The sequence below is a fragment of the Paraburkholderia sp. BL10I2N1 genome, assembly GCF_004361815.1.
Classification (GTDB): domain Bacteria; phylum Pseudomonadota; class Gammaproteobacteria; order Burkholderiales; family Burkholderiaceae; genus Paraburkholderia.
On sequence record NZ_SNWA01000002.1, the window covers coordinates 1,327,957 to 1,348,689 of the forward strand.

General features: G+C 61.7%; 15 protein-coding genes and 3 pseudogenes. 13 read left to right on the forward strand and 5 right to left on the reverse strand.

Going from position 1 to position 20,733, the window contains the following annotated elements:
- The first annotated feature begins 3 nt into the window (after positions 1–3).
- A complete protein-coding gene (locus B0G77_RS28070) occupies positions 4–336 on the forward strand; it encodes a hypothetical protein (RefSeq protein WP_133665214.1) in 333 nt (110 codons plus the stop codon).
- A gap of 105 nt (positions 337–441) precedes the next feature.
- On the opposite strand, the gene B0G77_RS28075 is transcribed toward B0G77_RS28070, so the two are convergent.
- Positions 442–651: a twin transmembrane helix small protein gene (locus tag B0G77_RS28075; protein ID WP_133665215.1), complete on the reverse strand. Its 210-nt coding sequence runs from the start codon at positions 649–651 to the stop codon at positions 442–444.
- A 218-nt stretch (positions 652–869) separates the two neighbouring features.
- Between B0G77_RS28075 and B0G77_RS28080 the strand changes: the two genes are divergently transcribed.
- Complete coding sequence (locus tag B0G77_RS28080; RefSeq protein ID WP_133665216.1) at positions 870–1,148, forward strand: HU family DNA-binding protein; 279 nt, start codon at positions 870–872, stop codon at positions 1,146–1,148.
- A gap of 26 nt (positions 1,149–1,174) precedes the next feature.
- Here the strand turns inward: B0G77_RS28080 and B0G77_RS28085 are convergent.
- Positions 1,175–2,010 (reverse strand): annotated as a pseudogene (locus B0G77_RS28085) (Tn3 family transposase); the annotation flags it as partial.
- 97 nt (positions 2,011–2,107) lie between these two features.
- Between B0G77_RS28085 and B0G77_RS28090 the strand changes: the two are divergent.
- Both B0G77_RS28090 and B0G77_RS28095 read left to right on the forward strand, forming a co-directional pair.
- Entirely contained in the window at positions 2,108–3,592 is a 1,485-nt protein-coding gene (locus B0G77_RS28090; RefSeq protein WP_133665217.1) for a hypothetical protein, read from the forward strand.
- Positions 3,593–4,000: 408 nt separating this feature from the next.
- Positions 4,001–4,816 carry a YoaK family protein gene (locus tag B0G77_RS28095; RefSeq protein WP_166656289.1) on the forward strand — a complete coding sequence of 272 codons (816 nt, stop codon included), beginning with the start codon at positions 4,001–4,003 and terminating at the stop codon, positions 4,814–4,816.
- Positions 4,817–5,058: 242 nt separating this feature from the next.
- Here B0G77_RS28095 and B0G77_RS28100 read toward each other — a convergent pair.
- Positions 5,059–6,054: pseudogene (locus B0G77_RS28100) on the reverse strand (IS630 family transposase).
- Positions 6,055–6,136: 82 nt separating this feature from the next.
- Between B0G77_RS28100 and B0G77_RS44610 the strand changes: the two are divergent.
- On the forward strand, positions 6,137–7,006 hold the full coding sequence (locus B0G77_RS44610) for a hypothetical protein (protein WP_243751239.1): 870 nt from the start codon (positions 6,137–6,139) through the stop codon (positions 7,004–7,006).
- Positions 6,915–7,868, forward strand: a complete 954-nt coding sequence (locus B0G77_RS44615; RefSeq protein ID WP_243751240.1) for a penicillin-binding transpeptidase domain-containing protein — start codon at positions 6,915–6,917, stop codon at positions 7,866–7,868. Before B0G77_RS44610 ends, B0G77_RS44615 begins: the two co-directional genes overlap by 92 nt.
- A 400-nt stretch (positions 7,869–8,268) precedes the next feature.
- Here the strand turns inward: B0G77_RS44615 and B0G77_RS28110 are convergent, their stop codons facing one another.
- Complete coding sequence (locus B0G77_RS28110; protein WP_133665219.1) at positions 8,269–9,213, reverse strand: cupin; 945 nt, start codon at positions 9,211–9,213, stop codon at positions 8,269–8,271.
- A 321-nt stretch (positions 9,214–9,534) separates the two neighbouring features.
- Between B0G77_RS28110 and B0G77_RS28115 the strand changes: the two genes are divergently transcribed.
- The 7 genes from B0G77_RS28115 to B0G77_RS44625 all read left to right on the forward strand — a co-directional run bounded on the left by B0G77_RS28115 (position 9,535) and on the right by B0G77_RS44625 (position 19,120).
- The gene (locus tag B0G77_RS28115) at positions 9,535–11,646 is read left to right on the forward strand and encodes an FUSC family protein (protein WP_133665220.1); all 2,112 of its coding nucleotides are present in this window, start codon (positions 9,535–9,537) and stop codon (positions 11,644–11,646) included.
- 137 nt (positions 11,647–11,783) lie between these two features.
- Positions 11,784–12,710 carry a LysR family transcriptional regulator gene (locus B0G77_RS28120; RefSeq protein ID WP_133665221.1) on the forward strand — a complete coding sequence of 309 codons (927 nt, stop codon included), beginning with the start codon at positions 11,784–11,786 and terminating at the stop codon, positions 12,708–12,710.
- A 727-nt stretch (positions 12,711–13,437) separates the two neighbouring features.
- On the forward strand, positions 13,438–15,765 hold the full coding sequence (locus tag B0G77_RS28125) for an FdhF/YdeP family oxidoreductase (protein WP_133665222.1): 2,328 nt from the start codon (positions 13,438–13,440) through the stop codon (positions 15,763–15,765).
- Positions 15,766–15,824: 59 nt separating this feature from the next.
- Positions 15,825–17,219: a cytochrome ubiquinol oxidase subunit I gene (locus B0G77_RS28130; RefSeq protein WP_133665223.1), complete on the forward strand. Its 1,395-nt coding sequence runs from the start codon at positions 15,825–15,827 to the stop codon at positions 17,217–17,219.
- A 46-nt stretch (positions 17,220–17,265) separates the two neighbouring features.
- Complete coding sequence (cydB, locus tag B0G77_RS28135) at positions 17,266–18,252, forward strand: cytochrome d ubiquinol oxidase subunit II (RefSeq protein WP_133665224.1); 987 nt, start codon at positions 17,266–17,268, stop codon at positions 18,250–18,252.
- Between the two features lie 285 nt (positions 18,253–18,537).
- Positions 18,538–18,810 carry a hypothetical protein gene (locus B0G77_RS44620; RefSeq protein WP_243751402.1) on the forward strand — a complete coding sequence of 91 codons (273 nt, stop codon included), beginning with the start codon at positions 18,538–18,540 and terminating at the stop codon, positions 18,808–18,810.
- A complete protein-coding gene (locus B0G77_RS44625) occupies positions 18,713–19,120 on the forward strand; it encodes a molybdopterin-binding protein (protein ID WP_243751241.1) in 408 nt (135 codons plus the stop codon). The genes B0G77_RS44620 and B0G77_RS44625 overlap by 98 nt, the downstream gene beginning before the upstream one ends.
- Positions 19,121–19,167: 47 nt before the next feature.
- Here the strand turns inward: B0G77_RS44625 and B0G77_RS28145 are convergent.
- Positions 19,168–20,262: pseudogene (locus B0G77_RS28145) on the reverse strand (D-alanyl-D-alanine carboxypeptidase family protein); the annotation flags it as partial.
- Positions 20,263–20,733 lie beyond the last annotated feature (471 nt).

Below are 20,733 nucleotides of genomic sequence, written 5' to 3' on the forward strand. Positions count from 1 at the left end.
GTCATGGCGCCCGTCAAGTTCATTCTCCGTTACACCGCGGTGCCGTTGATGGCGATTGTTGCCGTCGTATTCTGGGCCTCACTTCACTCATCCGTCGAGATCGATGCGCGGCAGTACGCTGCGCTATCAAACGCCTATACGCGCTTTCCTGTCGATCTCCGGCGTGATATTGCAGACGCGATGAAATCGGGGAAACTGAGCAAATGGGATTATTCGTCGGTGGTCCGGCAGTCGCTCGACGACGGAATCGCTCTCGACTGGCCGGCTGGGGAAAAGGCGGACGTTGCCGGCGAACGGGCAAAACTGGTCGCGCTCGTCAAGGCAGACAGACTTTGAGTCGTGCTGCCCGCCGAGATTCCGGCACACGCCTGCTGGTGATCATCGGTGAATCCGGATCAGACGGTTTCGACGGGATTTTGCCGCGTGTCCGGACGCCACACGCTAGCGGCCAAAGGGAATGCCGGTGGACTGGATCCAGCCCATCCAGTGCGCAAAAAGGATGGACAGGAAAAGCGTAATCGACAGACCGACACGTGTCGCCAGCGACCAGACCATTCTCTGCGTCGTGCCCCGATCATGCATCATGAAATACAGCGCCGAAACCATGCTGCCGATGATCAGAACAAATGCGATAGGGACGAGAATATGCATGGTTTGCTATCAATAGTGAAGCGAGGCACATCTGCAGCGCGCGAATCAGGATCCCATTATAGGATTCGCACGTGACCGCACCCGTGACGTGATGCCGCACCACTCTCAATCTGTTGGCTGCAACGGGTAGCAGAGGTACTCGTTACGTCGGTTCAATTGACGGTCCGCGAAAGAATCCCGTCATTTCGATTAACCCTTTTTCACAGGAAAGACAACGTATGAACAAGCAGGACCTGATTGACGCGATCGCCACCCAAACCGATATCAGTAAAACGCAGGCAGGCGAGGTGCTCGACGCACTGTTCGATACGATCAAGGACGCCGTGACGAACGGTGACACGGTTCAACTGGTCGGCTTCGGCAGCTTCGGTTCGGGCCAACGTGCCGCGCGTACCGGCCGCAATCCGAGCACCGGCGCGCCGATCGAGATCGCGGCGGCAAAGACCGTCAAGTTCACCGCGGGCAAGGCATTCAAAGACGCCGTCAACGCGCCGTAAAAAGACTCGTCCTCTGGCGATCTGGGTCAGGCCGAATGCTGTCGGTACGGTGTGCCCGGATCGCCAGCTGCACTGGGCAAGACCCGGTGCGCATAGCGTGCAATCGGAAAATCGAACGTGCCGCGCAGGTTGATGCCTTCGAGATGGGTTGGCGCGATGCGTCGCAAGTCACCCGCATGAACGGTCTCTCCGCTCGTTGCCTCGATCTGATCGACTGCGCGTTGCATGTGTATCGTGTTCCACGCCATCACGGCATTGGAAAGCAGCGCCAACGCCGACGACACGGCTGCGAGCGAGTCATGGTGTCGGGTCAGCTCCAGCGGAATCTTGCCGATGTGGATCGCCCGTTGCACAGTATGCACGGCCTCGCCGCGATTGAGGACGTGCTGCAGTTCGGCGCGAAACGCTGCATTGGTGAAGTAGTCGATCAGGAAAATCGTCCGGAATAGTCGTCCGACATGGACGCCGCCGTCGTACACCGGCTGTCCGCGTGCGGCTGAACCGAAGCGCGTGAGCGCTTGCACCGCCGTGCATTGACCGGACTGCACCGAGGCGGCGACCCGTACGAACTCGTCCCAGATGCTCTCGATCAGGTCCAGCCGGACGTCCCGATCGGTGACGGCGCTTAGTTCCCCCGGGACAGCATGGTGCTGCGGGACGTGCAGGCGCCGGTCACGGAGATGCGCAAGGCGTGGACACAGGTCAAGCCCAGGGCCCGTGCGAGACCCATTGCATAGTCGGTATAACCATGGGTATCTACCGCAAGCTGGGCAACATCGTCGGTGCTACTTTGCCGGATCACCCCTTCTATCGCTGCCCCGGCTTGCCGTTCGTTGAGGACAATCGGTTGATCGTAGAAGAGGCGTGGTTCAAAAACGGGTTATATTACACGCGGAGCTAGGGATGACGTGATCGGGGGGCGATAATGAGGCCCCTATTTTTCCAGTCGTGGTGAACGCATGAACCGATCCGCGAGTGTGGCAGCGAAGCTGCCTGAATGTGAACGTAAGGACCTGGCAATTCTCGCGTTGACGGGATCGGAGACGGTCCGCGCGCTGGCCGACCGCCACAACGTCAGCCGCAAGTTCGTCTACGAGCAGGTGAGCAAGGCTGGCGCCGCGCTGGATGACGCCTTTGCGCCGGTGGTGACGAACGTCGCCGACGAGGTGCTGTTCATGCTACCGGTCACCGACAGGTTTCTGCAGCAGGTGACGCTCGCGCTGACGTTGATCTGCCACAGCTCGTATCGCGGTGTCGTGGAATTCATGCGCGACGTGCTGGGCGCGTCCATCAGCCTGGGGCGCGTGCACGACATTCATCAACAGGCCGCGCAGCAGGCGGACGCCATCAATTGTGGGCAGGACCTGTCCGCTATCCGCGTGGGTCTGCACGACGAGCTCTTTCAGGGGGCGCAGCCTGTGCTCGCCGGCGTCGACGCCCGCTCGACATACTGCTACCTGCTTGCCGCAGAAGCGCAGCGCGACGGCGATACATGGTATGTGCACCTGCACGACGCGAAGGCGCAGGGGCTCGATCCCGACTACACGATCGCCGACGCCGGTTCTGGCCTGCGCGCCGGACAGAAACTCGCCTGGGGCGACACGCCGTGCCATGGCGATGTGTTTCACATCCAGCACCAGTGCGAAACGCTGGTCAACCTCCGGACCCGCATTGCGATGGAGGCCCGGAACCGGCGCAAAAAGCTGCAGACCCTCATCGACAGGGGCTTTCGACAGAATCAGGATGGTCTGCTCGTCGCCCAGCTGAAGCCGCTCTGTCAGGCCGAAGCACGCACACATGTGCTGGCGCTTGAGTTGCGCACGCTCGTCCAGTGGCTGGGCCGCGACATCCTGGCATTGGCGGGCCCCGATCTGGCGACGCGCCAGGAGCTGTTCGATTTCGTCGTCGACGAGTTGCGTCGCCGCGAGCACGAAGACGTGCGACGCATCCGGCCGGTGCGCCGCGCGCTGCAGAACCAGCGCGACGACCTGCTGGCCTTCGCGGGCGTGCTCGACGGGAAACTGGCCGCCATCGCGCAGGCCGAACAGGTGCCCGACTATCTCGTGCGCGCCGCATGCGTGCTGCATCGCAAGCCGACGAGCTCGCCGGCGTACTGGCAAGGCTGGAGCCGGCTGCGATCGAAAATGGGCAGCCGGTTCCACGCGGTGTTCAGCGCCGTCTCACAGGCCCTCGCAAACACGCCACGTAGCAGCTCACTGGTGGAGAACCTCAACTCGCGGCTGCGTAACTACTTCACGCTACGCCGTCACCTCGGCAATGCGTATCTGGGCCTGCTGCAGTTCTTTCTGAATCATCGTCGCTTCATGCGCAGTCGGCATGTCGGGCGCGTCGGCAGAAGCCCGCGTGAAGTGATGACGGGCCAGCCTCATCCGCATTGGCTCACGCTTCTCGGCCTGGGCACGCTTCAATCCCAGCGAGCCTGACCGCCGGGCCGGTAACCGCCACCCGGCATCACCCCCGCAAGCCCCCAATCCCGCCTTCACAGGCGAGCTGATTCCGCTCGTCCGTGTTACCCAAAAACGACGATTTTTGAACCACGCCACCCAACGCTGTCCAGTCGAGATCCTCCCAACCACATGCGACTGCAGCAATTCGCCTATCACACACGACTCTGGCGACGGCATGGGAGCCGCAACGCGTTCTGCCTCGCCAAGCGCCATGTCACAAAACCCACGCTTCCATGTTTGATGACCTAATGACCGGCATGCACTTCTACAGGCAGCCCGCCGAGGTGGCCCCTTTCCCGCAAATCTGATTTCCCGGCAGAGAGCTTCTTGTGACGTGAGTCACATCGTATCCTTTGCGCGTCTCGGCTGCCATGCTTGATGTACATGAACACAAGCCAAGGCGGAGAACACCTGGTCTCTTCCGAGCATCGCGGATCGATGCGTCAAGAAACCACGCCCAGAAACAAGGATCTCCAGCAAATGTCTCTAGACCAAACCGTTCTTTCGTCACGTCACGAACTGCGTTTGGCCTGGTCGCTCGCGGCAGTCGCCGGCGTTCTCAATGCGACGGGCTTTTGTGTCGCAGGTATTTTCTCGGGCAACATGACTGGCAATGTGACGTCATTGGCAGACAGGATCGCCACAGGCGACCCGCGTTCGGGGCTCTCACTCCTCGTGATCATCATGCTCTTCATCATGGGAGCGACGCTTTCTGCGCTTCTTCTCGAGTTTCGCGGTGCAGGTAACCGGGCGCACACGTGCGCGATCATCTTCATGACAGAAGCCGTGTCGCTTGTGGTTCTCGCAGTTATAGACGTGAAGGTTCACACTGCAAGCAGCCTGGTGCTCGTTTTCGGATTGAGTTTTCTCATGGGCTGCCAGAACGCAGCAGCCGCCGTCGTTTCGAATTTCCGGGTGCGCACCACTCATTTTTCGGGCACATCGACCGATATCGGAGTGAAACTCGGTCTTATCTTCGCTCATGCACTTCAGAGGAATAAGCTGCCTGATCGGGTTGAGCACTTCCACGAACTGAAAGCCAAAGCGCTGACGATGGCAGCATTTTGCGCGGGTGGCGTCGTAGGTGTGACCTCCTATAGCGTGGCCGGGAAAATGAACCTGCTGATATCCGCACTCGGGATCGTTTTTCTCTCGATCCCGCCGCTCGTCGTTTCGAGGAGCCAGCAGGTATCAGCGTAGTTTTTGCAATGCCTGTGGCGGCGCCCCAACCACACGCCCAACTCGAGCGACGTATTGTCGCGTCCAACCCCGTAGGTTCCGGATTTTTCGATTCTTCTGACTCCGCATACCCGCTCGCTTCTTTTGCGGAATCTGTCTTTCGACAGCACACGCAAAGAAATTCCCAGTGTGCCGGCGGATCGTCGATCGTTTCGGAAATCACACTCACTAGTTATTATTGAGACTTCCATAATTCATGACGGTCACCACAGCGTAGCCTGCATCCAGCAAGCGGCAATGATCGAAGGCCGCTTTTGAGCGCTCTTGAGCTTGTTGCGGGCGCTTGCGTGCAGTTCGCCGAGATCGTTGGGGCAGTAGTTGGCCAGTGCGTGGCGCTTCAGCCAGGCCCACAGGTATTCGACCGGGTTCATGTCCGGCGCGTACGGCGGCAGAAACGCAATCTGGATGTGTCTGTCCAGGCTGTCCAGGTACTCGCGCACCAAACGACTGCGATGCGCCTTCAGGCCATCCCAGATCACCAGCAGCGGCTGCTTCAGGTGGGCCGTGAGCGCTTTGAGGAATCCGACGATCTCTTCCTTCTTGATGCTGCCCTCGTGCAGCCGGAACAAACAGTTGGTGCGCGTGAGCCCGGCGATGACCGAGACGTGATTCCAGTTGAAGTGAAACTGGATGATGGGCGTCTGTCCCCTGGGGCGCCCAGGTGCGGACTCTGGTCGGGCGCTCGCTGATGCCGGACTCGTCCACGAAGACAATCAGTCGGCCTTCTCGTCGGGCTTTTTTTTAAGGGCCGGCCAGGTGCGGCGCTTCCAGTTGCGCACGGCATCCTCGTTGCGCTCGATGGCCCGCTTCTCGGGCTTTTGCGGGCTAAAGCCCAGTGAGCCCAGGATGCGCCAAACCTGCGTCTGGCCAAAGCGCACGCCGTGCATGCGTTCGATGACCGCGCCCACACGCTTGAGAGTCCACAGTTCAGTGCCAAATCCATGCTCGACGGGGCTTTGCAGCAGGGCGGCGCGAACAGCCGCCAACTGTTGCTCATCGAGTTGGGCCGGGCGCCCCCGCTCGCGCACCTCTCGCAGGGCATCGATGCCGCCTTCATCGAGCAGCCGCTTCCATGTGTACACCGTCTGCCGAGCCACACCCACCGCTAACGCCACCTCGGCGCAGCCCTTGCCCGCCAGCAGCAGTCGACCCGCCTTCAATCGCTTCTTTGCTGCTTCGCTCATTCGCCATTGCGCCATGCCAACTCGTCTCCAGGACCGTCCTGGAAATATAACGCTTGAGACGCTCAACGGTTGTCATGATTTACGGAAAGATCAATAGATGCCGCAAAACGTCACTTTCAATCAAACACCACTCGTGAAGGCAAAAGTTTCCCGCGGACGGTCGACGCTAGTGATGATTTTCATGTCGATTGCGTTTGCGTCCTGCGCGGCCCGTGCCTTCTGGATTCAGGTTATCGACCGCAAGTTCTATGAAAAGGAAGGCGCCTCGCGAGTTGAACACATCATCGATGTTCGTGCTGAGCGCGGAAAGATAATAGACAGGAACGGGATGGCGCTGGCTACAAATGTTCTCGTGAAGTCCATTTGGTTCGACCCTAAGGAAATTCCCGAAGACCTTGAACCCGGCAAGCTTGCGACGCTGTCGCGGCTACTCGACATGCCGGCGCAGCAGATCGCCGCACAATTCGACAGTGACAAAACATTCGTCTATCTGAAGCGTCAGGTGCCGCTTGGCGAGGCTGACGAAATCAAGTCTCTGGGCATCCCGGGAATCTACCAGACTACGGAGTACAAGCGTCTATACCCTGAAGACGAAGTCACCACACAACTGGTCGGCTTTACCGGCATCACGGGTGCAGGCGAAGACGGCGTAGAGCTTGCCCAGGACGCGAAGCTTGGAGCCGTGGACGGCACCAAGTTGGTCATTCGCGATAGAGTGGGACACGTCGTCGAAGATCTTGGGAACGTGACTACTGCACGTCCCGGCGTCGACGTCCAGCTTGCCCTGAACGGCAGTATCCAGTACAGCGCCTTCAACGCGCTGCGCTCAGCCGTCATCAATAGCAACGCGGAGGCCGGCTCCGCAGTTGTCGTCGATGGCCACACCGGCGAAATTCTGGCTCTCGCCAAATTATCCGAGCTACGACCCGAACGATCGTTCCTTACTACGAGGGCCTGCTTTGCGTAACCGAGTGGTGACGGATGTATTCGAACCGGGTTCGATAATGAAACCGTTTACGGTCTCACTCACTCTCGACCTGCGCCGGGTTTCGCCTGATTCGCTCGTGGAGACGAACCGAACGCTCTCCCTGGAGGGAGCCACCATCACGGACGACGCAAATTTCGGCACTTTGACTGTTGCTGGGGTTATCCAGAAGTCAAGCAATATCGGCGCAACGAAGATAGCGCTAACGATGAAGCCCGAGGAAATGTGGAAGATGTACACTGCCCTCGGATTCGGGCACGCTCCAGACCTCGGGTTCCCCGGCGCTGGTGTCGGCATCGTGAGACCGTGGCGAAAGTGGCATCGCATCGAGCAGGCGACGATGTCCTACGGATACGGCGTGTCCGTATCGCTAATCCAGCTCGCGCACGCCTACACGGTCTTCGCGAACAACGGCAGGCTCGTGCCGCTTTCGCTGTACAAGACGGACGAAGCGTCCGTCAAAGATACGCAGATTTTCACCGAGCACACAACGGATGAAGTCAGGGTAATGCTGGAGAGTGTGGTGGCGAAAGACGGTACTGCTCCTCAGGCCGAAGTCCCTGGATACAGCGTCGGGGGAAAGACAGGAACGGCCTATACCGCCACCCGCCACGGATATGAGAGGAACGCCTACCGCGCATCGTTCGTGGGGGTTATTCCGATCAGAAACCCGAGGCTCGTGATAGCTGTTTCGGTCGACAAGCCCAAAGGCGCGAAGCACTATGGCGGTGACGTTTCAGGACCTGTATTCGCCGAGATTGCGCAGGCAGCGATGGGCGTGCTCAACGTCCAGCCGGACGAGCCCGTGACCGAAGCGGCCCATCCAGAGCCGTTGTTGAATTAGCGTGGCGTGAGAAATAGCTCGGGTGCGACGATGGTGCTTACCTGCCGGTTGCCGGAGGATCCCACGGTCATACGATATGGAGCAGTTCATCTCTGGAATCTTGAATTACGAGGGGCCGGCTTCACGGCATAAGGACGCCCTTGAGATTGGTCGACGAAACCCGGGTGCCGCAAAAAGGCGGAGACTTTTGGTCTCCGCCAGACTTTGGGCTGGTTAGCCCCCTCTTGTCGTCGGTTGTTCCGGATGCTTTGCGGTGAGCAAGTTCTGCCAACGGCACATTGCGTGCCGCGACACCTCGAATCCAGAGAGCGCGTGCGCTGCGTCTTTGCGATGCAACGCTGACCGCCTTGTTCCGTCAAGACGCAGACACGCAACCCGGAGCAAGGCACCCGGTGCCCAATCAATGTGCGAACTGGATATCCAGCGAACGCAGATACGTCTGAAGACCCGCGTCCTGGATTGGGATCACGTAGCCGTTTTCCCCCGACTCATTGAAGTGTGAGTGCCAGTAGCCCGGCGGCGTGACGAAAGCCATGCCTGGTTCCCAGTCGACGCGCTCCGGGTTGACGATGTTGCCCTGCTCATCCAGTTCGGTTCCGACCAGCGTATAGCAACCGGGCTTGCACTCCGAAATGAAGTCGAGCGCGATCGACTGATGGCGGTGCGGCTTTTGCATCGTGTTCGGCGCAATAACGCCAAACATTGCCCACAGGGTGTGGGTCACCGTGCGAGTCTGCGGAAATTCCGCGTTGCCAAGCAGAATGCTGACGCGACTGCGCTGACCAGCGCCCGGTGCTCCAGCGACCTTCAGCAGTTCCTCTTCCGCGCGGACTGCGGGGTAAAGCGTCGGCGAAAAGCGCGCCTGCCCGACGTCCACACCCAGATAGGCGAGCAACGGCGCATCGTTGACGTAGTAGAGCCGCGCGGTCGAGTCAGCCGTCAGCACTGCTTCTGCGCCACCGGGAAGCGCAAAAAAATCACCCTTGGCGAACTGGAATGAAGTCTTTGGCTGTACTGCGGCGCCCGAGCCTTCCAGGACGTAAAAAACCTGCGAAGTCGCGTTTGGGTTCAATGAAACCTTCTCGCCAGCGAGAATACGCACGAAGTTGGCGATCAGCCCAGGACCGGTAGCGGGGCCCTCGCAACGCAGTTCAGCAGACAGGTCAAGCGGCACTACCCGCGTTGGACCGCTGTCGTAAAGCGAGGTCAGGAAAGAACGATACGGAACTCGCGAAATCAGCTTCGCGCCGATCGGATTGGCCGACGAAGTGTATTCGAAGTATTGAGCGTCACGCGTCACTTCGCCATTGAGCTCAAGCGTTGAAGCTACGGTTTTGTCCAGCATGGAATACCTCCAGAAAGTGGACTAGTGAAGAACGGCACACTTATGCGCGTGAGATAGGGCGTTGCGCAAAAGGTTGCCGTCACTATAGGAGCAAATTTTCGTGGCTAGAATCGCGCGCACCAAAAATCACCTTTGCAAAAAGGGGATAACTTCGGCCCTGCTCTTCCCGCAAAATTGAAACCTCGCGATAAACGCTCATCAGTTGGCCGAGAACACATAGCCGTCGTCGTTCCGTTAGGCCTGACACCCGCGGCATCTGGTACGCTCGCCTTGTCCTCGCCACGACGTGTGCGCGTCGCCATCAGTGAAGAGGAGCGTCGCGTGATCCTTTCTATCTTTCGTCGCCTGCCGCATCGAAAGCAGGCCTTCTTTCGCAACCTCGCGCGGCAGCGCCCCGCGTGGATGGTTTCTTTCGCCATCGAGGAAGCAAGCCTGTCCGAGGGCCTCCGGGCAGCTAGCGCGTCGACCGCGATGCTGCTCGTCGGACAGATTTTGCATGACCCCCTTTTCTCCTGGGCCGCGATCGGCGCGTTCTGGACGTGCCTCGCCGATGCGGCTGGTTCGTCGCGCCGCCGCTTCGCGTCGATGATGGGATTCGCCGTGCTCTCCACCGTGTGTGGCGGCCTGACAGCCCTTGCCTCAGGCGCGGGCGCATTCGCGGCCTGCGCCGCGGTGCTGGCCGTCTCGTTCTGCGCCGGGCTTGCGTCCATCTGGTCGCCCGCCGCCTACCAGCTCGCGCTCGTGACGGCGACCACCTGCATCGTCATGGTGGATAGTCCGATGCACAGTATCAGCGGCGGTGCACCGCTACTCGGTATCTACCTGAGCGGTTGCCTCGTGGCGACCGTCCTCAGCTTTAGCATCTGGCGCATTCACCCGTTCGGACCAAGCCGTTATGCCGTCCGGCTCGTGTATCAGCATCTGTCTGATTCGGCACGCGATATTGCCTCGCTGGCCACTGATCCCGCCGCCACGCGCGCCGATTGGACGCGGCACGCGACCGAATTTCGTGCAATGGTCCGGCAGTCGCTGGAAGCCGCACGCAAAGCGCTGATCAGTTTGCCCCAGTCGCGCGTAGAAGGACGCCAGCTGTTCGGCGATCTGCAACTCGCCCTCGACGACGCCGACCAGATCCTCGTCACCCTGATCGTCGTCTCAACGGCGGCCGACCATGCGTTGATTCCCGGAAACGCTCCGTGCCGCCCTGGGCGAGACCGCGCAGTACGGCTCGCACGCTGCCTCGGCATGCTCGCAGAGGTGCTTGCCCGCATCGCGTTGGTCCTTGAAAAACCGCTTTCGCCGTTCCCGTATGAACTGCGCGCGCGCCTGCCGACAGTCGCCCGGCGACTCGAAGAGGCCCTGGATCATTCGCTCTCCATCCGCCTTTTGTCAGTCAACGCGCAGCGCTATGCGCCCGCAGCAACGGAACAGGGCTGGTGGCGCGCCACGCTCGGCACCACACGCAACGCACTCAAAACGCTGCGGGCGAACCTGCGGCCTGGTTCGCCCGGCCTGCGCCACGCAGCGCGGCTTTGCCTGGCGACGACGTCCGCGTTCGTCGTCGTGCGAAGCTTTCACATTCCGTTTGGTTATTGGGCAACCATGGCAACACTGTTCGTGCTGCAACCTGCTAGCGGCACGACACTGTCCAGAAGTCTGGAGCGCGCGGCCGGAAGTGCGGCCGGCGCCGCGCTCGCCGCGGTGATCGGGCTTATTATTCACAGCCCGCTTGCGATCTCGTTCGTCGTCTTCCCGCTGGTGTGCCTTACGATGGGACTACGGCGCGTCAGCTATAGCTTGTATGTCGTGTTCCTTACCCCGTCGTTCGTGCTGGTCGCCGATTTCGCCAAGCCGGCGAACGAGTTCATGTACGCACTCGACCGACTCGGAAACAACCTGCTCGGCTGTCTGGCCGCAGTGCTCGCTACCTGGATCGTCTGGTCAGCGAAAGGCGGCGAAAGTCTCGGCGACGCCGTTGAGCACGCGGTCGAAACCAACCTCGCGTATCTGGCCGCTGCGGCAGGAATTTCACATCGATGCGACGGTGAGATCGAGGCACTACGGCGCGCCGCGGGCCTCGCAAGCACGCACGCCGAGGAGATTTATCGACGCGGTTGGCCAAGCCGCACGCCTCAGCGACGCAAGACCGTTGCGACGCTCTCGCTGCTACGGCGGATTCTGGGAACGGCAGCCGTTGTCCGGAACTCGCCAATTCCGGCGGAAGGAAGTGCACCGTTCCGCGATGTTCTCTGCACCGCTATCGACAAGATCCACGCACAGGCACACACGAGCACCGACACGCCACCAAGTATTCCACGTGACATTCGGCTGCGTCCCATCGAGTATGAATTGCTGCGCCAGTTAATGGAACTGTGGACACTGCGCCGCACCATCATCGTGAAAGAACGTGCCGAAGGCGAGCCGGTAACCTAGCGGCTACGCCACCATCAGCTCACGCCCGGTACAGTAGAATATTCAGCCTCCCAGGCGATTACCCGAGCTGCATGCATGGCTCGAGAGTGCGGCAGGCATTGGGCAACAACCTCGACTTGCTATCCCGGAAGCGGACCATGGACTACTTCTCTGCAATACGCGCTTTTCTTCATGCGGCGGAGCTCGGAAGTTTCAGCAAGGCGGCAGATAAAGTTGGGATTAAGACCTCTACCGTTTCGCGCTATATCAACGAACTGGAACAGGATCTAGGAATCGCGCTTTTCAATCGATCGACGCGAGGCCTGGTGCCCACCGAAGGGGGACGGGTCTTCAGGGAACACGCGCTTATCGTCATCAAAAGCCTGGACGAAGCACGCGAAATCACAGCATCACTCAACACGTCTCCGCGCGGGCTCCTGCGCGTTACGATGCCGACATCATTTGGGCGCAGACACGTGATACGCCATCTGCCGGATTTCATGGATCGCTACCCCAAAATCGATATCGATGCGGTCGTCACCGACGACGTCCTGAACATCATTGATTCGGGCATCGACCTCGCGATCAGAATTGGTGTACTCCCGGATTCGCAATTGATGGCGCGGCAACTGGCAGTACATCGACGGATTGTATGTTCGAGCCCGGCCTATCTGGCACAGCACGGCACCCCCGCGTCCCCGGAGGAACTAGCAGGCCACACGACGCTACGCATGCCCCTGGCGACAGACGACACATGGTTTTTCGTCAACCGCACGCATCGCACGGTTCCCCAAGACGTATCTGTGCGACTCCAGAGCCGCTTGCGTGTCAACGATACCGAAGCGGTACTGGATCTCGCCATTGCCGGCCGCGGCATAGCCCTGCTACCCACCTGGGCAATCGGCCCCGCTTTCCGGAAAGGCAAGCTGGTGCAGCTCCTTCCTGAGTGGGAAGCACAGCCTACGCGCGCGGCGCCTGCGGTATGGGCCGTCTATCCCCCCAAAAAGACTGTGTCATCAAAGGTACGGGCGTTTCTCGACTTCTACGCAGCGATCTTCAGTCAGGAAGGCTACTGGGAAAGCTGAGCGGCCTCGGTGCGGACCCATGCGGGTTGACAAGCTCCGCCCCGGGTCAAACTTCGCGAGCAGCATGGCCGCCGCGAACTCTGGCGGCCCTGTCCTCAAAAGCGAATGGCGCGCGCCGTACAACCCATTTCAAACGGTCCCAGTCGCGTCTGCTGTAAATGCCGACACGGCGGGCCGCACCGGCGCGCGAGACATCCATGGCAAGGACGGTAACGCGAAAACACCGGCAAAACAGCCGTTACTCCCTCGCAAACGGATATGCAGTTCTTCGCTGCGACGCCCCAACGATCCACTGCAAGCACACTGAGGCCCGGACGAACGCGACACCCGATGCCCGGCGCACGCATCGTTAGCGCAGGCGCCATTGCGGCATGCCCCACTGCGCAAAGGAGAGTTCCCGATTAGGTCCTTCCGCACCCTGCTTGCGACAGCTATTGTGCACGTGACTACGCAGCACCGCTGTTTCGCACGCTCCCCGAGACCGGGCAAGTTACGTGCGCGCAATGGTGTCCGGTGATACACCTTCATTGAAAAAGATGACGACTTCCACACCTCTGGCCACGATTTGAGGAGGTGGACATGCATCGTCTGCGGTTGGATATACGACGAAGCGGCGGGTGCACTCGTGAACGCGGCCTTTGCTTTTACGCTTACGCCAACCAATCGCAGTGTGCGGCGCTGGTCGAAAAAAGACCGGGGCCCGCGCGAAGTCAACGGAGCTAAGGGCATGGACAAGGCAAAGCGAAAAGGCAAAATCGAGGCGTATCACCACCCCGCCGCCGGCTGGGGCGCACTGAAGTACGTCGCCATCAATCTGATCAAGGAGCGCGTTGCCGGCAGCAACTACCGTACCCTGTTCAAGCAGAACCAGCCGGACGGCTTCGATTGCCCGGGCTGCGCGTGGCCCGATCGCAACCACGCGTCGACATTCGAGTTCTGCGAGAACGGCGTGAAGGCCGTCGCGGCCGAAGCCACGACCAAGCGCGTCACACCGGCGTCTTTCGAGGCGAACACGGTCGAATCGCTCATGAAGCAGTCCGATTACGAACTCGAGCAGCACGGCCGGCTCACCGACCCGATGGTGTACGACGCCCGCACGGACCGCTATCGGCCCATAGCCTGGGATGACGCCTTCGCGCTGATTGCAAGGCTTCTCAACCAGCTGGATTCGCCAGACGAAGCCGCGTTCTACACGTCGGGACGCGCGAGCAACGAGGCCGCGTTCCTCTACCAGCTGTTCGTGCGCATGTACGGCACGAACAACTTCCCCGACTGCTCGAATATGTGCCACGAAGCAACCAGCCGCGGCCTGCCGACGACGGTGGGCGTAGGCAAGGGCACGGTCACGCTCGACGACTTCGAACTGGCGGACACCATCATCATCTTCGGGCAAAACCCGGCCACGAACCATCCGCGCATGCTGGGCGAACTGCGTGAAGCGTCGCGCCGCGGCGCCACGATCGTATCGGTGAATCCGCTGCGCGAACGCGGTCTCGAACGCTTCGCGAGCCCGCAGCACCCGGTCGAAATGCTGACCTTCAGCAGCACGAAGATCGCCTCGACGTTCATCCAGCCGAAACTGGGCGGAGACTTCGCGCTCATCAAGGGCGTGGCCAAGCATCTCATCGAGCTCGACGACAAGGCGCTTGAAAACCGCACGGAACGCGTGCTCGATCTCGACTTCATCAACCAGCACACCCTTGGCTTCAGCGCGTTCGCCGACGACCTGCGCAACGAGAGCTGGCCGCTTCTCGAAGCGCAGTCCGGCGTCGCCCGCGAAGACGTCGAAGGTCTCGCGCGCATCTATGCCAACGGCAAGCGCGTGATCGCCACCTGGGGCATGGGCATTACGCAGCACAAGCATTCGGTGCAGACCGTGCACATGCTCTCGAATCTGCTGATGATGCGCGGCAATATCGGCCGTGAGGGCGCCGGCCTGTGTCCCGTGCGCGGCCACTCGAACGTGCAGGGCAACCGGACCGTGGGCATCGAGGACAAGCCCACGCAGGCCTTCCTCGACCGGCTGGGCAAGGTGTTCGACTTCGATCCACCGCGCGAGCATGGTCTCGACGTCGTCGAGACGGTCGAGCACATGATCGAAGGCAAAGTGAAGGTGTTCATGGGGCTGGGCGGCAACTTCGCCATGGCGACCCCGGACACGCGTCGCACCTTCGACGGCCTGCGTTCCTGCGACCTCACGGTCCACATCACGACCAAGCTCAACCGCAGCCATCTTGTGCACGGTGCCAATGCGCTGATCCTGCCGACGCTCGGCCGCACCGAGATCGACGTGCAAAACGGCATCGCTCAGGGCGTCACGGTCGAAGACTCGATGAGCATGGTGCACATATCGTATGGCATGAACAAGCCCGCCTCGCCGAACCTGATGTCCGAGACGGCAATCGTCGCGAACATCGCGCACGCCACGCTCGGCGACGAGAAGGTGGACTGGCTCGCGTATGCCCGCGACTACGCGAAAATCCGCGACGCCATCGAGCAGGCCATCGAGGGCTTTGACCGGTACAACGAGCGCATCCAGCACCCGGGCGGCTTCCATCTGCGCGTGGCCTCGCGCGAGCGCGACTGGAAGACCTCGACCGGCAAGGCGAACTTCGTCGTGCACGCCGTGCAGCAGGACACGCCGATCGCCCGTGCGAAGGCGATTCACGGCGAACGCCTGATGACGCTGATGACCACGCGCTCTCACGACCAGTACAACACGACGGTCTACGCGCTCGACGATCGCTATCGCGGCGTCTTCGGCCAGCGACGCGTCGTTTTCATCAACCCGACCGACATAGCCATGCTCGGGTTCAAGAACGGCGACTGGGTCGACATGACCACGGTCTGGGACGACGGCATCGAACGCCGTGCGGACTACTTCCGGCTCGTCGAATACGACATTCCGCGCGGCTGCATCGGGGCGTACTACCCGGAGACGAATCCGCTCGTTCCGCTGTCGAGCGTGGGCGACGTCTGCAACACCCCGACCTCGAAGTCGATTCCCGTGTTGCTGCACCGTTCGTCCGAGCCGCCCGTGCTGCCTGCGTTCTGATTCCCCACTGTCGGGTCGAGTCGCGCGCTTCCCTGTTCTCCAATCACCTGGTAATCACCATGTCTGTCGAAGCCCTGAATCTGGCCCGCGGTCAGTTCGCCTTGACCGCGATCTTCCACATACTCTGGCCGATCCTCACGATCAGCCTGTCCGCCTTTCTTCTCGTCGTCGAAATCCTTTGGGTCAAGACGAGCGACGTCGTCTGGTACCGCCACGCGCGGTTCTGGAGCAAGCTGCTGCTGCTGAACTTCGCCGTCGGCGTCGTGAGCGGCATTCCCCTGGAATTCGAGTTCGGCACGAACTGGGGACCGTTCTCCCGATACACCGGCCAGTTCTTCGGCAATATCCTCGGGTTCGAGGGGGCCCTGGCGTTCATGCTGGAGGCGGGCTTCGTCGGCATCATGATGCTCGGATGGGGTCGCGTGCCCAAGGGCGTGCACCTGTTCGCCACCGCGATGGTCGCGTTCGGCTCGTCCCTCTCCGCTTTCTGGATCATGGTCGCGAACTCGTGGCTGCAAACGCCGAGCGGCGTGACCGTGGTGGACGGCAAGCTCGTCGTCACCGACTACCTCAAGGCGATCTTCAGCCCGGACATGCCTTGGGGCGCGTCGCACATGTGGTTCGCCGCACTCGAAACGGGCCTCGTCGTGATCGCCGGCATCTCGGCGTACTACCTGTTCAAGCGTCGCAATCCGGCGTTCTTTGTCCGCTCGTTCAAGCTCGCGCTCCTGCTGCTGGTATTCGTCGCGCCCGTGGAGATCTGGCTCGGCGATTCGAGCGGCGTCGACGTCTTCAAAACGCAGCCGGCCAAGGGCGCCGCGATCGAGGGCCACTGGGAAACGAACGCACCCGGCACCGGTGCGAGCTGGTCGCTCCTTGCGTGGCCGGATGCCGCCAAACAACGCAACGACTGGTCGCTTGAAGTGCCCGGCCTGCTGAGCGTTCTCGGCACGCACAGCCTGCACGGTCAGGTCACGGGTCTGAAAGACATTCCCGTCCAGAATCAGCCGCCGATGATCCCGCTGCTTTACTACGCGTTTCGCGTCATGGCCGGGATCGGCTTCCTGTTGATGGTGCTCGCGTTCTGGACCCTCTACGCATTGCGCCAGTCGGGCCGCCACCTCGACAAGCTGCTTGCGCAGCGCAAGCTGCTGCTCGCCTGGGTGCTGGCGATCCCGCTGCCGTACATTGCCGTCGAATGCGGCTGGATCGTGCGCGAGGTGGGCCGCCAGCCGTGGCTCGTCTACGGTCTACTGCGCACCGAGCATGCCGCCTCCGCCATTCCGGCCGGCACCGTTTTGGGCAGCATGATCATGTTCTGCGCCTTATTCGTCATCCTGATCGTGTCGTTCTTCGTGGCCGCCCGGCGCTGGCTGCGTCAAGGTCCCGATCTCGACGTGATGCCGCCGGCCGAGCCCGCACGTCAGGCCGTCGCGCACGCCGTCGACTATTGATCTGCGCCGTCTCCCCCAATTCGCTTTGACCTTACAGGAAGTCATCATGACCCCCGCATCAACCCAGGACCTGTTGAATCACGCATGGTTCGGGCTCATCGGCCTGATGCTCGTGCTCTACGTCGTCACGGACGGCTTTGACCTCGGCGTGGGCGTGCTCACGCTGCTGCAGCGCCGCGAGAGCGACCGCGACCTCATGGTCCAGTCCATCGGCCACGTCTGGGACGCCAACGAAACCTGGCTCGTCGTGCTCGGCGGCGCCCTCTTTGGCGCCTTTCCGGCGGCCTATGCGATGATCCTCTCTGATCTCTACGTCCCCGTGATGGTCCTCATCGCGAGCTTCATCATGCGTGGCGCGGCCCTCGAGTTCCGTCACGCGGCCCACTCGAGCAAGACCGTGTGGGACCGCGTTTTCGGCATCGGCAGCCTGCTCGCCGCGGTCTCGCAGGGCATCGTGCTCGGCAAGATTCTTACCGGCTTCGTGCCGGGCGCCTCGAGCCTCGGCTTCGTGGCGGTCACGGCGATCGGCGTCGTATCCGGCTATTGCCTGCTCGGCGCGACCTGGCTCGTGAAGAAGACCACGGGCGGCCTCGAGAGCTCGGCGCGCCGCTACGCAATCGTTTCTGTCTTCACGACCGTGGCCGCGGCCCTCGTGGTTTCGTTCGCGACGCTGAAGCTGAGCCCGGTCGGCGTGACGCGCTGGCAGGAACAGGGCGTCTTCCATCTGCTGATCGCGCTCGCGGTGCTCGCTGCGCTGGCGTTCCTGTATGTGCTTTACGCGATCCACATGCGCGGAGAACACGGCCCGTTCGTGGGGGCCACGCTGCTCTTCGTGATCTCGTTCGCGGGGCTCGCCATCAGCCTGTTCCCATACATCGTGCCGGGCGAGCTGACCGTTGCCGCCGCCGCCTCGGATAGCGCGACGCTCACTTTCATGCTCTTCGGCATCGGCACCGTCTTCCCGATCATGGTCGGCTACAATCTTTACCAATACCATCTGTTCCGCGGCAAGTTGGTGCCGGTAAAGCACTAGGCGGCCACCGCGCTCCGTCAACAACGCCTTGCGCGCGGGACACCGTGCGCAAGGCATTTTTCTTAGTGTCGCCGCGGGCGAAGCGTCACCGGCAAGCGACCCTTCGGCACGCCAGTGCCCGCAGAAGCGCTCGACGAAGCCATCAGCGCATCTCGGACCACGGCCGCGAGGAGATTCGCGCTCCCTCCATCAACCACTCAAGCCATGCCTGACACTCTCAGCTTCGACCACGCGCAGCGCTGCCACACGCGTCTTCACGGGCAGCCTGGTGCCGACACCGTCGCGATGCAGGAGCATGCCCGCGAGGCCTATGAAACCGTAACATTCGACGCGCCGGTGCCAGCTGGCGCACACATTCGCCGGCGCGGCGAAGAAGTGCGCGCGGGACAACTGCTGCTACCGGCCGGCGTGCGCATCGAGCCGGCGCATATCGGCGTCGCGGCCGCACCGGGGCATCGACATGCTCGATGTCTTCGCGACGCTGCGCGTGGGCATCCTGACTACCGGCGACGAGCTCGTCGCGCCGGGCGGCCCGCGCGAGGCACAGCAGATCTATGACAGCAACGGCTTGATGCTGGGCACGCTGGCAGCGGGCATGGGCGCGCACGTCGTGCGCACCGTTCATATGGGCGACGACGAACGTGCGATCCACGCGACCCTGCGCGCATTGCGTGCGCAGTTCGACCTGATCGTGACGACGGGCGGCGCGTCAGTCGGCGAGCGCGACATGACCCGCAGCGCGTTGACGTCGCTCGGAGCTTCCTTCGTTCTGCGCGGCATGCGCATGAAGCCCGGCAAGCCGGCCGCGCTCGCGCGCTTATTCGTGCGGGCATCGTCCGGCTTTGGAGGCCAGTGCAGTGAACAGTGAAGCCCGATCATGCTGGCGCAGGACCCGCGAGCGGGGCCCCGATCCCGTCAGCCGGGCCGATTGAGGTGCAGCAGCATGAAGTCCCACGCTCGCGCAAGGAGTCCGGCCTGCGGAACTGCGTCGAGCGCGACAAGCGGCCCCTGTGCGAGAACCCGGCCGTCCGTTGAGACGAGCTCCACGTTCCCCACCTTCTGGTCTGCGGCGAGCGGCGCGACGAGCGGTGACACGATTGAGACCTTCGGCTTGACGCCGCGATCCTGACCGGCGGGCACGGTCAGCATCAGGTCCTTCGCCACGCCCACCCTGACGCTCAATGCCGTGCCCTCGTAGAGGCGGGACGTCTCGACCGCCTGACCGGCCTTGTAGAACGCGACTTCCTCGAACGCATCGTAGGCGAAGTCGAGCATTTTCAGGCTGTCGCGCACACGGTCGGATCCTGTCGGGTCGCCCATCACGACACTGATGACACGCCGCGTCATGCCGGGGGCGCCAGGTACGGGCCGCAGGGCGCTGGCGATCAGGCAATACCCGGCGGCATCGGTATGTCCGGTCTTGAGACCGTCAACAGTCGGATCGAGCCAGAGCAGGCGATTACGGTTTAGCTGCCGGATGTTGTCGTAGCTGAACGTCCTGACCGAAAAGATTGGATAGTCCTGCGGGAAATCGTGAATCACGCGCATCGCGAGAATCGCCAGATCGCCTGCCGTCGTGTAGTGATTCGGTTCAGGCATGCCGTTGACGTCCGCAAAGTGCGTGTGGCTCATCCCTATCGCCTGGGCCTGGGCATTCATCACGTCGACGAAATGCGATTGCGTGCCGCCCACGATTTCCGCCAGTGCAATCGCGGCATCGTTGCCGGACTCTACAATCAACCCGTAGAGCAGGTCGTGCACGGACACCGGCTTGTTCGCCTCGATGAACATCCTCGATTCGTCCTTGCCGACGGAGCGAACGGCATCGCTGGGCAACACCGTTTCGTCCATGCGGATTTTATTGTCCTGCAGCGCCTGAAAGACCAGATACGCCGTCATGATCTTCGTGAGCGACGCAGGCTCCATGCGCGCCTCGGCGTCCTGCGAGGCGAGGATCTGATTGCTCGACGAGTCCATTAAGACCCAGGCGCGCGCGTTGACCGCGGGCGGTGCGGTCTGGGCCGGTGCGCGATTCGAAAGCAGCGCGATCGAGCAAAGCGACGCGAGGAGGACATATCTCTTACGAAGGGACTTGCACAGACTCATACGCTCCTTGTGACGTTCAGGGTTGCTGAAATGTGGTAAGGCAGTAGCAACGCGCGCACGCAACCGCGCGGTGCGCATCCGCCCCCATCTGGCCGATTGCGAGACAAGTACGGTAGAGGGCGGCCCCTGCGCCCAGGAAGTCCCTTTTCCAGAATACTGTTTTGCGCGCTGGGCACCGCCCTGACGCACAGACGCCGCCTCGCGGCAACTCGCCATCTTCGAAAATCTGCTTTGCGCAACCGGTATAGCGGCCCCCAAACCACGCGTTCTAGACTACACGGGCCGGCTTCTGCTCCCGCGCTCGCCGCCGATCGGATGGCCAGTGGATCGGGGCGCCGAGTGTCCAGACTGCTCGCGCCGCATGGGCAGGCGGCG

Excerpts from the sequence above, each read along its gene's own strand:
- B0G77_RS28110 (WP_133665219.1), bottom strand. The coding sequence starts at position 9,213 with ATGCTGGACAAAACCGTAGCTTCAACGCTTGAGCTCAATGGCGAAGTG.
- B0G77_RS28120 (WP_133665221.1), top strand. The coding sequence starts at position 11,784 with ATGGACTACTTCTCTGCAATACGCGCTTTTCTTCATGCGGCGGAGCTC.
- B0G77_RS28095 (WP_166656289.1), top strand. The coding sequence starts at position 4,001 with ATGAACACAAGCCAAGGCGGAGAACACCTGGTCTCTTCCGAGCATCGC.
- cydB (WP_133665224.1), top strand. The coding sequence starts at position 17,266 with ATGACCCCCGCATCAACCCAGGACCTGTTGAATCACGCATGGTTCGGG.
- B0G77_RS44610 (WP_243751239.1), top strand. The coding sequence starts at position 6,137 with ATGCCGCAAAACGTCACTTTCAATCAAACACCACTCGTGAAGGCAAAA.
- B0G77_RS44615 (WP_243751240.1), top strand. The coding sequence starts at position 6,915 with ATGGCCACACCGGCGAAATTCTGGCTCTCGCCAAATTATCCGAGCTAC.
- B0G77_RS28070 (WP_133665214.1), top strand. The coding sequence starts at position 4 with ATGGCGCCCGTCAAGTTCATTCTCCGTTACACCGCGGTGCCGTTGATG.
- B0G77_RS28075 (WP_133665215.1), bottom strand. The coding sequence starts at position 651 with ATGCATATTCTCGTCCCTATCGCATTTGTTCTGATCATCGGCAGCATG.
- B0G77_RS28130 (WP_133665223.1), top strand. The coding sequence starts at position 15,825 with ATGTCTGTCGAAGCCCTGAATCTGGCCCGCGGTCAGTTCGCCTTGACC.
- B0G77_RS28090 (WP_133665217.1), top strand. The coding sequence starts at position 2,108 with ATGAACCGATCCGCGAGTGTGGCAGCGAAGCTGCCTGAATGTGAACGT.
- B0G77_RS28125 (WP_133665222.1), top strand. The coding sequence starts at position 13,438 with ATGGACAAGGCAAAGCGAAAAGGCAAAATCGAGGCGTATCACCACCCC.
- B0G77_RS28080 (WP_133665216.1), top strand. The coding sequence starts at position 870 with ATGAACAAGCAGGACCTGATTGACGCGATCGCCACCCAAACCGATATC.
- B0G77_RS44620 (WP_243751402.1), top strand. The coding sequence starts at position 18,538 with ATGCAGGAGCATGCCCGCGAGGCCTATGAAACCGTAACATTCGACGCG.
- B0G77_RS44625 (WP_243751241.1), top strand. The coding sequence starts at position 18,713 with ATGCTCGATGTCTTCGCGACGCTGCGCGTGGGCATCCTGACTACCGGC.